Raw genomic sequence first — 13,893 nt, forward strand, 5'->3', positions numbered from 1 at the left:
ATGCTCACTAACTACTTCAAAATCGCCCTCCGTAACCTGCTCCGGCATAAGACGACCTCGGCGATAGCCATTTGTGGCCTGGGGCTGGCTTTGGCTACCGCTCTTCTCATCGGGCAGTACGTTCGTTTCGAACTGGGCTACGACCGGTTCCATGGTGCAGGCATTCATCGAACCTATCGCATTTTCTCCAGAGACTTTTCCAGTGGCGCCTTGCAGTACGAAGCCGCCACCTCTCCGGCTGTGCTTGCCACTTCTTTGCTCAGTACTCCACAGGTGGAAGCCATCACCAGGCTTTGCGGGAGCTCCAGCTTTTCCAATGTGCTGTCGTACGACAACGGGGAAGAAGCCAGGAGCTTCAACTCTAGTCATGCCTATTTTGCTGAATCATCGTTCTTCGATTTTTTTGCCTTTCCACTGCTCAAAGGAAGCAAGGAAGCATTGGATCAGCCTTTTCAGGTAATCATCTCCAAGGCGATGGCTTTGAAGTTTTTTGGTGCTGATGACCCCATGGGCAAAACACTGAAGCGGCATACCAGCATGGATGACGTCGAATATACGGTGGCAGGTGTTTTGAAGGACCTGCCAGCTAACACCCACATGGCTGTCAACTTTTTGTTTTCTTTTCCTACTCTGGCACAAACGGAAAGAGGAAGAGAGGATTTGAAGGTCTGGAATTCGGAATATTTTTATTCTTATGTGACACTACGTGAAGGTGTTCATCCGGACGATCTTTCGGAACAGTTGCTTGCATTTGAAGGAGAATGGCTTGGTAAGTATGGCATGGCGCCAGATCCAGCACACCCACGCTGGCACATGCAGCCCGTCGTTGATATTCACTTGAAATCACAGTTGATGGAAGAAATGAAAACCAATAACTCGGCCGCTGATGTTTACTTTCTGATCGCCATCGCCGTGTTTGTGTTGTTGATCGCCTGGGTCAACCATATCAACTTGTCTATGTTCTCGGCGCTCAGCCGGGGAAAAGAAGTAGGTGTGAGGAGGCTGATCGGTGCTGGCAAGTGGCAGCTTATTCAGCAGTTTGTAGCGGAGGCTTTCGTAGTCAACCTGTTAGCGCTGATAGTTGCTTTTACCGTGGTGCAGGTGAGCTCCGGCTGGTTTCAGCAGGTGGCTGGTAGTCCGTTTGGGCTGTTCTGGAGAGACGACACTATGCTGGCGGTGTGCGCCCTACTTTTCGTGGTGAGCGGAGCCATCTCGTCGCTGGTACCCTTTTTTTTGCTGCAAAATAAACAGCTCGCCTCGATGTTGAAAGGAAACATGAGCAACGTGGCGGGCGGTGGTTTGCGGTCCGCCTTGATGGTGGTGCAGTTTGCTGCCAGCCTTTTTATCATTGTGGGCACGGCGGCGGTATACGGTCAGCTGCGGTTCATGCACAACATGAAGCTCGGGATTGACATTGAGAATACGTTGGTGCTAACAACCCCTTCCTTGGTCGACTCGACTTACCTGTCGCAACTCGATGTGTTTAAAAACGAGCTCCAGCGATATCCCGGCATTCGGTCTGTCTCCACCTCGGCGTTTTTACCAGGTAGCGAGAATGCCTGGCAGCAGCGATTTTGGAAGCCAGAAAGTGGTAGCGATGAGGCTGTCCTAATGACATTCAATGTGGTGGACGATAGTTTTGTCGATGTATTTGGCGTGGAAATAGTGGAAGGCAGGGGCTTTCTGCCTACGGAGCAACGGAAAGGAGACTTCGGAGACGCATTGGAAAGCATCCTGATCAACGAAAAGGCAGCTCAAGCTCATGGTTTTGCCAGTGCAAGGGAAGCAGTAGGTAGTGAGCTGGCCTCGAAAGGTGTTCGTTGCAAAATAGTGGGCGTAGTGAAGGACTTCCATCAGGAATCGCCAAAGGCTGCCATTCCCCCGTCCATGTTTGTCCTGGACAATGTCAACAGCACTTTTTATGCTGTCAAACTGAATTTTTCAGCCGGTGACCTCAATGGCGAATCACTGACAGCCGCACTTGCATTTATTGAAGGAAAGTGGGACGAGGTATTCCCTAACAACCCCTTCGACTACTTTTTGCTGGAAAAAAGGTACGAGCAGCAATATGCCTCTGAAGACCGGCTGTCAACACTGCTGGGGGTTTTCTCCGGCCTTTCGATTTTCATTTCCTGCCTTGGGCTCTTTGCCCTGGTGTCGCTCACCATTGCCCAACGAACCAAAGAAATAGGCATTAGAAAGGTGCTGGGTGCCTCGGTTAGCAGCTTATTAGTGCTACTGTCCTCTCGTTTTGTGAGCCTCGTTGTGTTGGCGATTGTTGTCACGCTGCCGCTCACCTATTTCCTGGTGAGCGAATGGTTGCAAAACTATGCCTACGCCATGCGTTTGGAGTGGTGGTTCTTTGTGCTGCCGGGAGCGGGATTGATATTGCTTGCGTTGGCTGTGGTGGTAGTCGAGGCCATCCCAAAGGCACAAGCCAATCCCGTGGATTCGTTGCGGATGGAGTGAGTGAACGTTGATTGATTGAAATTGTGGCGCTCATGGATTCATTACCTGATATTGCGCTTACTTGTTTCCAGTAAAGCGCTTTACCGATTTCCGCTAAGGCCTTAGTGAACGTCCGTTAAGCGCTTAGCCGAATTCCATAAAGCGCTTAGTGAGAATCCGTTAAGCGCTTAGTGGGAAACGATGGGAAGTGTTTCATATTGAATCCCTGTTGTCGCTGTAGGTAATTTCTGTTAATTTGACGTAACGTTTAGTCACCGACCGTCATTCTTATGATCACCCGCCGTCTTTTTCTCAAATCCACCCTGGTTACGTTGCCCGCCGTCGGCCTTATAGGCAGTACTATGGCTGCCCGAAAGCCGAAAGTGCGTTTTGGTGTGGTCACCGACTCCCATTATGCTAACAGAGAGCCAGGTGGCATTCGGTACTACCGGGAGTCGCTGGAAAAGATGGCCGAGTTTACCGAGGTGATGAACAGGGAAAAGGTCGATTTCGTGATTCATTTAGGCGACTTTAAGGATGAGGACACCAACAGGAGGGAGGCTGACACTTTGAAATACCTACAGAACCTGGAGGCGGTGTATGCACAATTCAAAGGCCCCCGCTTCCATGTCATAGGCAACCATGATGTAGACAGCATCAGCAAAGCACAGTTTATAGCTAATGTGGAGAATACAGGCATCGACTCGGGCCTTGGCTACTATTCGTTTGACAAGAAGGGGTTCCACTTTATAGTGCTCGACCCCAACTTCCATCCTGACGGCACTGACCACAACAAAGGCGATTTTGAGTGGTTTGAGTCGACTGTTCCCCAACCTCAGATGGATTGGTTGAAGGCTGACCTCGCAGCGACCAGGCTACCCACGGTGGTGTTTGTTCACCACTCACTTTATGAGCTACCCGATGAGACTATGCATGTAGAGAATTCAGCGGCTGTGAGGAGCATGTTAGAGCATTCCGGTAAAGTGACGGCAGTCTTTCATGGCCATTGCCACAGGGAGGGTTATTCCAGTATCAATGGTATTCACTACACGCTTTTGCCTGCCATGGTCGACAACAGCGGGCCGGAAAACAATGCCTATGCCATCATTGAAGGGTTTGGCAATGGTGACCTGGAGTTGACAGGATACAGGAAGACGAGAAGCAGGTGTTATCCGGCTAGCTGAGGTTGGGTGAAAAGGGAAGGCACCCTCACAGGTTATTGCGAGGCTACGGTGAAATGATTTTCTATGTCTTTAAACTCAAATAGCAGCGGCAGTCTGCAGGCTTAGGCAGTGAATCCGGCAGATTGCCACGCCACATAGTGATTCTTCACACAATTCAAATATCGTTTTGTGGCTCGCAATTACCGGTTCTGGGGAGTTCGGCTGCAATCCAAACTTTCAATAAACCGCCGAAATCCGACTCACCGGTTATTGCGAGGCTGGAAGTAAATGGTTATCTATGTTTTAAAACTCAAACAGCCGTGGCAATCTGTTGGAAAGTGCGGCTGAGGGATCAATCGAAATATTCTCATGGGAAAAGGAGGTGTTATTTATATTCTAACCAACAAGAATCGCACAACCCTTTATGTTGGTTTGACTTCTGATTTGATCACCAGACTACACGATCATAAGACAAAGAAATACACTAATAGTTTTACTGCGAGATACAATCTGGATAGACTGGTTTATTATGAGATTTTCCATTCCATAACTGAGGCAGTAGCGAGGGAAAAACAACTAAAAGCCGGGAAACGGCAAACCAAGATTGACCTGATAGAAGGCTTCAACCCTGAATGGAAGGATCTTACGGATGAGGTTTTGAAGTGGTAGCAGCGGTCAAGTAGATTGTCGCCTCACCAGCTGTTGTAGCCCGTCCGCCATACCGGTTATTGCGAGGCTGAACATACTCATCATCGATAAGCACTTTATTAACAGCCGTGGCAATCCGTCGGCCTAGGCAGCGAATCAGGCAGATTGCCACGCCATTTAGTGATTCTTCACACAATTTAAATATCGTTTTGTGGCTCGCAATAACCGGTCGGAATAACTTTGCGGTTCGGATGCTCAACCAACATGCTTCTTCCTGAACCCCGACGGACTCAGTCCGGTGATTCGCTTGAACTGCTTGTTAAAATGGGGAATGGTGCTGTAGCCCGACTGCAGACAGACTTCGGTGATGCTGAGTTCAGTATCGATCAAAAGCCTGCTGGCGTGGCCTATCCTGAACTCATTCACAAACTCGATGAAAGTCTTCTTAGCCCTTTTCTTGAAATACCGACAAAAAGCCTGAGGCGTTTGGTGAAGTAAGTTGGCAACAGGGTCAAGTCGAATCACTTCCGAGAAATGTTGCCTTACGTACTCAAACACAATCGTCATTTTTTCCGCATCTTTTGCCGTTGTGTGGTGCGCATAACCAACGCTGGCAAGCGTTCTCGCCTCGTTAGAAGTAGCCAGGAGTTGAAGTGTTTCCATGAGGCCAAGTACTTTGCTAAATGGGTCGGCATTTACCATGTGTGCCAATTTTTGTCCAACCCTTTTGGAGAGCTCCAATGGAAATGCCACACCGTAGCTGGCTTTTTCGAAAAGTTGCCGGATGGTGGCAAACTCAGGAGAGCTGAGCAAGCTGTTGTTGAGCATCCCTTCGGAAAAATGTACGACTATTGCCTCACTTCTGCCGGACTGATTAGAAGGGTTCTGCCAAATATGTGGAAGGTTCGACCCCAGCAGCACCAGATCGTTTTCTACGAACTCCTCAATACTGTTGCCCACAAACCTTGTTCCCCGGCTTTTGATAATATAAGTGAGCTCCATTTCGGGATGGAAGTGCCATGGAGCATCGAACTCCGGGAGGTTCAGCGCACGAATTATCAGTGACTGACCTTCTTCCAGGTCTACTTTTTCAAAGATGGCTTTCATCCGTTATCGATGCAATGCTTGTTTATATTACCAATAATACGACTCTGTATCAATATATAGGTTAAAATAAGTTAATTAAATGCAAAAATTGACGTAGAGGGCTGTCGGAAAAGGTGGTACTTTTAAATGAGCATTAGTAATTTATAGTATATGAGTAGTGTTGCAGATTTGGCCGGGGTTCATGAATTGGTAAGTCGTCTGTTTGAGTGGCCCGAAACTGAAAAGGAGTGGGAACAATACAAACTCAGCGACGAACAGGTAGCCTTTTTTAAGGAGAATGGCTATTTGGCCAACGTGAAATTACTCAACAGTATGCAGGTAGAGTCACTCCGCAATGAACTTGAGGAGATTGCCGACCCCAACCACCCCGGCCACCATCTGTTCTACGAATTCCATTCCAACGAATCCGCCGACCCTTCGAAGGTACTTTTCCATGCCCTGGGTGCATGGCGGGTGACCCCTGGTTTTCACGACGTGCTGTGGAACCCCGCTTTCGTGATGGCCGCCAGTCAGCTACTGGGTGGGTCAGTTCGCTTCTGGCACGACCAGCTTTTTTGCAAACCAGCCAAACATGGCGGTGTGGTAGCCTGGCATCAGGACTACTCGTACTGGACACGCACCAAACCTATGGAACATCTCACTTGCTGGGTAGGACTCGACGATGCCGATGTGGACAACGGCTGCCTGTACTATGTGCCCGGCAGCCATAGGTGGGGTTTGCTCGACAAGCCTGACCTGGCAGGGGATATGAACGGTTTGGATCAGTACCTGACCGAAGAGCAGAAGGCGCAGTTCAATCCGATTCCCATTGAAATGAAAATGGGGCATGGTACTTTCCATCACCCCTTGCTGGTGCATGGGTCGTACGAAAACAAAACAGACAGGCAGCGTAGGGCATACGTCACCAATGTGTTCAAAGACGGAACAAGATCGGATGCTGACACACCGTTGCTTGCAGGCGCCGATGTTGTGCCACGGGGACAAAAGATGCAGGGGAAGTTTTATCCGCTTCTTTATCAGGCCTGATAGCCAAACTGGCGAATCACTTCACTTCCTGAAGTTGGGTCTCTTCATCCTCTTGTTTTTTAACCACTTGCTCGGTTTTCACGCCCTCCTCATTTTCTATCCTTTTCGGTTTGAAAATATTGGGATCTATGCCCATGCCAAATCCGCTGAGCAATATGAACAGCACCAGCCCGGCTGTTCGCAGGTATTTTTTGAACTTCTTCATGAAGTGTAGCAGTAAAATGATAGGCCAATCAGGCGCAATCAATCAGTAAATAATTGAGAAATGGGTGGCGCAGAGGCCGTGGGGGAAATTCTCAGGAATGGGCGATTGCTTCCTGACTGTAGGTGAAATAGAACTGGTGACGTTCCCGTGAAAGCTGCTTAGCTCTTACTTCGAGAAAGCGACTGACAGATAGGCTGTACTGTCTCTTAGATGCGACATCTTCCAGTCTGGAAATAGCCAGGAAGCTGATTTTGCCACAATTGGATCGCAAAAAGTTTTGATGGTAATCGGCTACCGCTTGTTTGTAGGAATGGTAGCGGGTGGCAGAAGTATGCGATACCAGCTCGGTTTTTGGTGAGAATGGCAGGCTCTGATCGCTAACTCCATCCAATCCAGATAGGCCAAAAATTGCTATCAGCACGGATAGTGCCAGTAGACAAGTGTCGGAGAGCCTTTTGGAGAGTTGTTTTATTTGAGCATCCATTTCAGCGTAAATATAACTCAGTTTCGCAAATCTACCTATTTTGTTGCGGGTACTAGAAATCAAACAAATCCTCCAGGTTTGTCGCAATGCCGATTCTCACGCCAAAGTTCTTGTATTGGCCATCCTCGAAAGCCGCAACGGCCTCCAGCCTGAATACCCTCATGATGTAGTCCAGGCCATAACCTACTTCCGTGTAGTTATTTGAATTGGGTGCGCCCAGGTAGTTAATGAACATGTTTTCTTTGATGCCCATCATCCTCACGAATGCCAGTTGTGTTACCACTAACTTGCGCCATTGGTTGTGCACAAAGGCGGTAACGTATTCATCATTGGTGCTGTAGTAGTAGTAATCAAGCAAACGGAAGTTCTCCACCGGATCGAGGGTGGCAAACAGTGTTTGGTTGCCGGGGAAGTGCTTAAAGTCAGGGAAGTAAATGGCCTTGTCGTTGATGAACTTGCCTGCATTTACCCGCACATCCAGCTTCGAGCGGATGCCCCACTCAAAGCTGTGTTTTACCCCTACGTCTAACAAGTCGTAGTTAACATCGCTTTCAGCCCAGGGCATGCCTTTCCGGTACTCAAGAGTGAAGGTGGGCGTCGACTTCCTGATTTCCTCTTTCGACCCGTTCTTCATCCTGTACTTCAGCCATGGTTTGTACTCTCCTGAAATGTTAAATGTCAGTGCCTGGTGCTCAAAAAAGCCTGTTATTTCAGTATTGGCATTGAGAGGGTTGTTAGCTGTATACTCTTTGCCAGGGTGTTTGAAAAAAGTAAAGTCGGAATTGTTGGCCAGGCTTCTTCGCTGCGCATATTCCAGCCCTGCTTTTGCTGAAAACTTGTCGCTGTAGCGCTTCTCGTTTTGAAATCGCACAAAGTCCTTCTCGTACAGTTTTAGGTAGCTTTCCTTGAAGAGGAGGGCGTAGGCAGTGTTGATATAGGGGTGGATGGGCTCAACGGCACTTAACTGCTGCACATAACTGCCTGCTTCCAGCCGGGCGGTGCCTCTTGTGCCACTTTCCCCGTATTGGAAATCAACATAACCCTTCGGCAAGAGCTTTTCTCTGGCAAAAGAATAGCGCAGTATAGGGCCAAACTGGAGCTTATTGCCATTCTCAAACCGCCTGGAGTAATTGATGTCATAAAAGAAGTTGAAGCCCTCCACTGTGTTGAAACCGATGGTTTCAAGTGGTGACTCAATGTTGAGTCGGCTTTTCTCTCCCAGTTTGTAGGAGTTGCCCACAATCGGGTCGGTGATCCTTACCTTCCTGTCTCTTTTGTTTTTTCCCTTTTTTGTTGTATCCGACTTGTATTCGGCTTCTTCCGCCTTGTCGAGGCTGTCGATCTTTGTATAGCCCCTTATTTCATAGGCAGTAAGCGGCACAGGTCTCATGCTTGTCCAGAAGGTGGAGTCGTTGTTGTAGCTTGTGGTTGAGTCTCGTTGTATGGAGATGTTAGAAACAATCTCAGGGAATTCAAGATCCTCCATCTCTTCCTTTTCGTATTCCTTCACCAGCTTGCGCAGGTCTTTTCTGGTTACTTCCTTGTTCTGAGCCAGCTTTTCCAGGGTCTCCTGGCCCTTTGTCTTTTGCTTCACTTCAGCGGCGACTTCTTTGTCTATTTTTTCATCAATCACTGTCACCGGAATATCGAGATCGGGGTTGAGGGTGATTTTATATTCGCTGAGCGTGGCCAGGTAGTTGTACTGGAAGTCGAACCCGAAAAAAGACCCGTTGATGACAAACTTATGACTTACCGGGAGCCAGGCTTTGTCCTCGATGGGATTGTATACCTGCTCAACGTTGAATTTGATCCCCAACTTATACATGGTAAAGTCGAGGCTGTGAATGCTCCAGAGGTCGTCAACGATGTAGATTGTTCCCTCAAAAATGTCGTCTCCTTTGCTGCGGGGCGTGACAAGAATTTTATTGATCACATAGCCATCTTCTCTAAAATAGCCATCGTAGGTAAACCGGTAGTAGGCGAATGCCTTGGGCGAAAGCGGAGAAATGGCATCCACAACCTTTGGCTCGTAGAAACTGGCAGTGAGAAACTCTCCCGGGCCCGTGCCGTTGTCTTCCCCTTGCGAGAACACCGCCACCACCTTTTGCGAGTAGGTACTCGGCCGTTCGTAGTGCAATTCGCTCACCGACTCTGATGTAAAAGCCATGGTACTGTCAATGCCCTCTTCGGCTATTTTGTTGCGGAGAAAAAAGGGTGAGTCGAGCAATCGGCCGGATCCCTTCATGTAGACTTTGGCATCGTAGGCATCGAGCTGGTTGGCATGGAAGCTGGCCTTGCCGATTGCTTTGCGCATGATGGTGTAGGCAGGGTCTTCTTTGCCGCTGCGTACTTCCACTTCTTTGAGGAGAAATATTCTGGGCTTAAGGGTGAGGTTGTACGTTTCGAAGCCGGTAGTCACTTCAAAGAAATGCACGTTCGATTCGTAGCCAATGTACTGAAACACCACGTCATACTTACCAGGAGCAAGCCGCACCTCATAGTCGCCTTCGACATTGGAGGTAGTGCCGGTGTTGATGTTGCGAATGAAGATAGTGGCAAAGGGGAGAGGCTCATTATTCTCTCCAAGCACTTTGCCTTTAATACCAGTATTTTGGGCTAAAGCGGTGAAAGACACCAGCAGTAGCAGGGATAAAGAGTAAAAACAACGCATCTAAAAAATTTGAGTTTTGATTGACCTTGTAGCCTAGATGTAATAATCAGTGCTGAGGTTGCGTAAGTAATTACAATATTAATTTTTTTTCGACTGCTAGGGCAGGCCGAATGCAGTAGAAAAGATGAGAAATTGATGTCTTACGGGGAAATGGGTGGGTGCACTGAAGGAGGTGTTTTTTTCAGGAAGTCCATCACTTGGGCAAATGGACTTCCTGTGCTTAGTCGCTCAATTAAGTATTGGGTTTTGAGGATGCCTATTCACTTTGAGGGTGCCAGAAGCAAAAATCAGTGCCTGGATGATCAGTGCAATGACAAGTAAAATGGCACTTTCCAGTTGGGACGACAAAGTGCTTGCACTAAACAGTGCTTTAGCGTCTGTCATTAGAGATGCTCCTTCAGTTACCTGGATGGAAGAAAGTGTTTTCAGGGACAACGCCGCCTCCTTTGCGTATGCTTTTGCAGCCGTCAGGTCACCCTGTTCTGCCTTCGCACCCATTTTTTTGCTGAGGTCGTTGAACCCGCCAAAGACTCTTTCTTCTTCCTCAGTAAGCACTGTTTCCAGGTACGACTCGTTCAAGACCATTATTTGCTGGAAGGCCGCCTCCACCTGCTGTTGTTTGTCGGCATGTTCAATGTTCTCGGAATCAATAATTCTCTCGATCAAGTGGAGGTGCTCTGCATGCTGAAAAATATAGCTTTCCACCACCAACCGATCCTGAAATATCGAATGGATCGTTTCGCTGATTTTCACCGAGTTTTTCCTTTCTTTCAGGTTATTGAATAACACTAACAAAAAAACAGTCAGGAGTAGTGCTGCCGCTGTTGTTTTGTTTCGAATGCTGTATGTCCATTTCATAGCGTCTGAATTTTAGCCTCTTCCATGGCTTGTTCAACTTTCAATATCTTGAGTTTTTTTGGGCCGCCAGGTAGCGTCCACTGAACAGTCATGCCTTTCCTGAAGCCAATTAGGGCAATGCCAAGTGGCGACAGTATGGATACCCTTTTCTCAGCAATATTTGCTTTATTCGGAAGAGTGACTGTGAAGTTGATTTGTTGTTTTGAATTGATCTCCTCAATTTCAAAATAGGAGTTTAGTCGAATAACATCTTCCGGTATTTTGTCGTTTGCAACAACCCGAGCACGATTAAGCTCATTCGTCAGTTGTCTTATCTCAGCAGTCTTTAAATGATCCGGTAGATTAGCTATCAGGGATTTAATTGTATTGTGGTCTGCTTTTGTTATAATAGGATTCATCGTTACGTCGTATTTTAATTGAACATGACACCAAGCGAATGCCACTGAGTGAATAGGGCATCCGTATGGTGGTATTATGCCGGAAAGTGAAATGCTAGGTTGAATAACGTGCTCCGGGTAGTCAGAGCAAGAAGTCTGCAGGAACAGTACTACCGGCCTCCTTACTTCTTTGATGAAATGGGAGGCCTATTTTACAAAGGCTTTGTTGTGCGTACAAAGCAACACACAGCTATCGATTCCGCCATCTGGCGAAAAGGGCAATTTGAGTATGTCCTTTGGTTTGCGCACGTTGTAATCTTTTTGCTATTAACAAGATACAACTTAAAATGGTTTGGCAAGCCAATTTCTGTAATATCGGTTGTTAAAGATCGACTTTTCTCTTCATATGCCTCACCCTTTCTCATAAACCGAACGCTATTTGCAGGAATGAAGAGAGTGGATAGGATGCAAATGGCAGGATTTGCAGTGTATCAGCATTTTGATTCCGCTACCGCTGAATTGATATCAAATTGTCAACACCTGTTAAACGGATAATAACATTTTCATTTTCCGCCGTTGAAGAAAATACCTCTCCATTAACTTGAATTGTGGAGGTTTTTTCACCCTTTAGTTTTAATAATACTGTCCAGCCAGGGTTTCGTTGTGTTATCTGATAAGTGATCAAGCTGTCTTTTGTATTTTTTGTGAAGCCAATGACGTTGTCCCCCATCAACACATCGCTGATAGAAACATTGTCCCAGCCCTCGGGCATATCGGGGGCTATCGTCACCAGCTTTTTGTGCGCTTCCGGCTGAATACCGAAAAAATAGTTGACAATAGGCACAGCCACAGCATAGATGTTCCATGCCTGCACAATCATGCCATAATCAGGGCTCACCTCGTACATGGAGCCGGGCAGGGCGTAGCTAAATGAGTTGTGCAGCTTTTTCAGGTAGCCAAGTGCCTCGTTGGGGTGCCCGTATCTGGCTTCAGATATCGCTTGCACTCCTGTGGGCAGCGTCATAACAGCGCCCACATAGCTGAACGACTTCCATTTGCTGGAGGCGTCATTGGCTTCATCTCTGTCCATCCCAGTTACGTACATGCCGAAACGGTTGCTGTACTTTCTGGCAGTAGCTAACGCCTTTTCCGCCTTGATTGAATCTGCTATCCCCATTTCTGTTGGCGTATTCACGACCCAGTTGTGGTGAACCACGTAGCCGCTGGTGGTGTTCGCAGCCTTGCCGATCAGTTCTTTTTTTGTTTGCTCCAGCTCTTTGATCGACCATGGTTTATTGATGGTGTCAGCTCGCACAATCGCCGCATCAATCAGCTCAAGTGCCTGCGCCTTTGTGGAGCGGAAGTCAGCGAACGATTGGGCACTTTCCACCCACCATTCACTATTGATTTTCTTTTTCAGTGCATCGGCCTTCTTCTGGTATTCAGCGCCAAGATCAGGCTCGTCCATTTCCATTGCCATTTGCGCAGCAGCTTCATAGGCTTGTTGGGTGTACACCACTACATCCACCATCTCGCTATGTAGCCCATGAATTTCCATCATGCCGGGGCCGTCCGGATATCCGTTGCCATCTTTGTCCTGTTCTTCGATCCACTTGATGCCCTTCTTCACTTCCGGGTAGTATTTTTCGATTGTCTCTTTGTGACCAGTCCATTGATAGAACGTCCAAAGCAGTGAGATAAACTGTGGGGTCTCGTTGAGGTTACCTGGATTATAGGTTTCTCCGTTGGTGGAGGTTTCATGAATGATCCGGCCATTGCCGTTTAATTCCATCGAGAGCTTTTCAATCAGGTTGATGGTCGAGTTCACTTCAGCCGGGGAGCCAGTAGCCAGCATACCCTGCAGGGTATAGCAGTTGTCGGCACCAAACCACCACGGATAGTCGGGTAGCCCGGCGGAAACACCTCTCCCTATTTCCGGCACATCTCTGATAAGCCAGGCGGTATTGTACTTCACCCAGCGGTACATGGTTTCAATGTCTTTGTCAGGGATGGAGATGGATGATGCCTGAGCTATTTGCTTATACCGATTCATTTTGTTCTTCAGCGTAACCGAGGCTGTTCCTTTTAGCTGATCATAGGTGGCATGGGCGTCGTCGGCTGATGTGTATGAGCCGGCGATATAGTACTGAACCGGATAGGTTTCGTTGGGCTGTAAAGTCACCCTCGAAACAATGGTGCCGTCGGTGCCCAGCCCTTTTCTTTCCTGAGGGCAAGGGCTTTCATCGATTCTGTATCCGACAACAGGCTCGCTGCTGCCAAATATCGTGTACCAGTCGTTGTTCAGGTCTTTTCCTAAATAAGTCTCGGAAAGCTCCTGCAAAAAGAGGGTGTCTCTGCCATTCTCAATGTTTTTTCTTTCCGCCAACCACACAGGCCTGAGGTCGACCATGCCTGTGAACGCAAGCTCCAGCGACTTTTCCTCTTCGCTTTGGTTGGTGATAGCATATTCTACAATGAGCCCTTCCATGCCGCCGTCAGGCACAAACTGAGTTCTTTGCACAAGTAAATCACCCTTTCGAAAAATATGCTTGTTGGCAAAAGGGTAGTTGATGAATTCATCGGCCTTATCCAGACACCAGGGAGCCTCTTTGCCAACCTCTCCGATATTCATTGAAAAACCATCCATTAATTTAATCGGGTGATCCCAGAGACCGCCCATTTCTCCATCTACATGCCAGCCGAGGTCGGGGAAGCTACCATCCTGATGGCCAATCATATAAACCCGGTCGCCGGCCGTCACAAATGGGCTGCCCAGGTACTCCGGTTTACCGCTGATATGTTCTACGCTGTCCAGGCTGACAAGAAGGCTGGTTGGTTTGGTGTCCGTATCGCAGGACACAAAGGTCAATGATATCAATAAAAAGCAAAGGAGTTGTTTCATCAAA

General features: G+C 47.9%; 11 protein-coding genes. 4 read left to right on the top strand and 7 right to left on the bottom strand.

What is annotated here, in order from left to right; genetic code table 11:
- The 3 genes from RIG68_RS20485 (at window position 1) to RIG68_RS20495 (ending at window position 4,280) form a co-directional block, all read left to right on the top strand.
- Window positions 1-2,469: an ABC transporter permease gene (locus RIG68_RS20485; protein ID WP_350126557.1), complete on the top strand. Its 2,469-nt coding sequence runs from the start codon at window positions 1-3 to the stop codon at window positions 2,467-2,469.
- Between the two features lie 269 nt (window positions 2,470-2,738).
- Window positions 2,739-3,632, top strand: coding sequence for a metallophosphoesterase family protein (locus RIG68_RS20490; protein WP_350126561.1), 894 nt, complete (start codon window positions 2,739-2,741; stop codon window positions 3,630-3,632).
- Window positions 3,633-3,980: 348 nt separating this feature from the next.
- A complete protein-coding gene (locus RIG68_RS20495; protein WP_350126564.1) occupies window positions 3,981-4,280 on the top strand; it encodes a GIY-YIG nuclease family protein in 300 nt (99 codons plus the stop codon).
- Between the two features lie 234 nt (window positions 4,281-4,514).
- Here RIG68_RS20495 and RIG68_RS20500 read toward each other — a convergent pair whose 3' ends face one another.
- Window positions 4,515-5,366 carry an AraC family transcriptional regulator gene (locus RIG68_RS20500; protein ID WP_350126567.1) on the bottom strand — a complete coding sequence of 284 codons (852 nt, stop codon included), beginning with the start codon at window positions 5,364-5,366 and terminating at the stop codon, window positions 4,515-4,517.
- A gap of 150 nt (window positions 5,367-5,516) precedes the next feature.
- Here RIG68_RS20500 and RIG68_RS20505 point away from each other — a divergent pair, with 150 nt between their 5' ends.
- Entirely contained in the window at window positions 5,517-6,392 is an 876-nt protein-coding gene (locus tag RIG68_RS20505; RefSeq protein WP_350126570.1) for a phytanoyl-CoA dioxygenase family protein, read from the top strand.
- A 16-nt stretch (window positions 6,393-6,408) separates the two neighbouring features.
- On the opposite strand, the gene RIG68_RS20510 is transcribed toward RIG68_RS20505, so the two are convergent.
- The 6 genes from RIG68_RS20510 to RIG68_RS20535 form a co-directional block, all read right to left on the bottom strand.
- The gene (locus tag RIG68_RS20510; RefSeq protein WP_350126573.1) at window positions 6,409-6,597 is read right to left on the bottom strand and encodes a hypothetical protein; all 189 of its coding nucleotides are present in this window, start codon (window positions 6,595-6,597) and stop codon (window positions 6,409-6,411) included.
- 91 nt (window positions 6,598-6,688) lie between these two features.
- On the bottom strand, window positions 6,689-7,081 hold the full coding sequence (locus RIG68_RS20515; RefSeq protein ID WP_350126575.1) for a hypothetical protein: 393 nt from the start codon (window positions 7,079-7,081) through the stop codon (window positions 6,689-6,691).
- 52 nt (window positions 7,082-7,133) lie between these two features.
- Window positions 7,134-9,752 (bottom strand): DUF5686 and carboxypeptidase regulatory-like domain-containing protein, encoded by a 2,619-nt coding sequence (locus RIG68_RS20520; protein WP_350126578.1) that lies wholly within the window; start codon window positions 9,750-9,752, stop codon window positions 7,134-7,136.
- Window positions 9,753-9,980: 228 nt separating this feature from the next.
- Window positions 9,981-10,610 (bottom strand): hypothetical protein, encoded by a 630-nt coding sequence (locus RIG68_RS20525; protein WP_350126581.1) that lies wholly within the window; start codon window positions 10,608-10,610, stop codon window positions 9,981-9,983.
- Window positions 10,607-11,008: a GreA/GreB family elongation factor gene (locus RIG68_RS20530; RefSeq protein ID WP_350126583.1), complete on the bottom strand. Its 402-nt coding sequence runs from the start codon at window positions 11,006-11,008 to the stop codon at window positions 10,607-10,609. Before RIG68_RS20530 ends, RIG68_RS20525 begins: the two co-directional genes overlap by 4 nt.
- Window positions 11,009-11,495: 487 nt before the next feature.
- Window positions 11,496-13,889 (bottom strand): alpha-L-rhamnosidase-related protein, encoded by a 2,394-nt coding sequence (locus RIG68_RS20535; protein ID WP_350126586.1) that lies wholly within the window; start codon window positions 13,887-13,889, stop codon window positions 11,496-11,498.
- Between the last annotated feature and the right edge of the window lie 4 nt (window positions 13,890-13,893).

The organism is Imperialibacter sp., from assembly GCF_040222385.1.
Lineage (GTDB): Bacteria > Bacteroidota > Bacteroidia > Cytophagales > Cyclobacteriaceae > Imperialibacter.

Excerpts from the sequence above, each read along its gene's own strand:
- RIG68_RS20485 (WP_350126557.1), top strand. The coding sequence starts at position 1 with ATGCTCACTAACTACTTCAAAATCGCCCTCCGTAACCTGCTCCGGCAT.
- RIG68_RS20490 (WP_350126561.1), top strand. The coding sequence starts at position 2,739 with ATGATCACCCGCCGTCTTTTTCTCAAATCCACCCTGGTTACGTTGCCC.
- RIG68_RS20495 (WP_350126564.1), top strand. The coding sequence starts at position 3,981 with ATGGGAAAAGGAGGTGTTATTTATATTCTAACCAACAAGAATCGCACA.
- RIG68_RS20500 (WP_350126567.1), bottom strand. The coding sequence starts at position 5,366 with ATGAAAGCCATCTTTGAAAAAGTAGACCTGGAAGAAGGTCAGTCACTG.
- RIG68_RS20505 (WP_350126570.1), top strand. The coding sequence starts at position 5,517 with ATGAGTAGTGTTGCAGATTTGGCCGGGGTTCATGAATTGGTAAGTCGT.
- RIG68_RS20510 (WP_350126573.1), bottom strand. The coding sequence starts at position 6,597 with ATGAAGAAGTTCAAAAAATACCTGCGAACAGCCGGGCTGGTGCTGTTC.
- RIG68_RS20515 (WP_350126575.1), bottom strand. The coding sequence starts at position 7,081 with ATGGATGCTCAAATAAAACAACTCTCCAAAAGGCTCTCCGACACTTGT.
- RIG68_RS20520 (WP_350126578.1), bottom strand. The coding sequence starts at position 9,752 with ATGCGTTGTTTTTACTCTTTATCCCTGCTACTGCTGGTGTCTTTCACC.
- RIG68_RS20525 (WP_350126581.1), bottom strand. The coding sequence starts at position 10,610 with ATGAAATGGACATACAGCATTCGAAACAAAACAACAGCGGCAGCACTA.
- RIG68_RS20530 (WP_350126583.1), bottom strand. The coding sequence starts at position 11,008 with ATGAATCCTATTATAACAAAAGCAGACCACAATACAATTAAATCCCTG.
- RIG68_RS20535 (WP_350126586.1), bottom strand. The coding sequence starts at position 13,889 with ATGAAACAACTCCTTTGCTTTTTATTGATATCATTGACCTTTGTGTCC.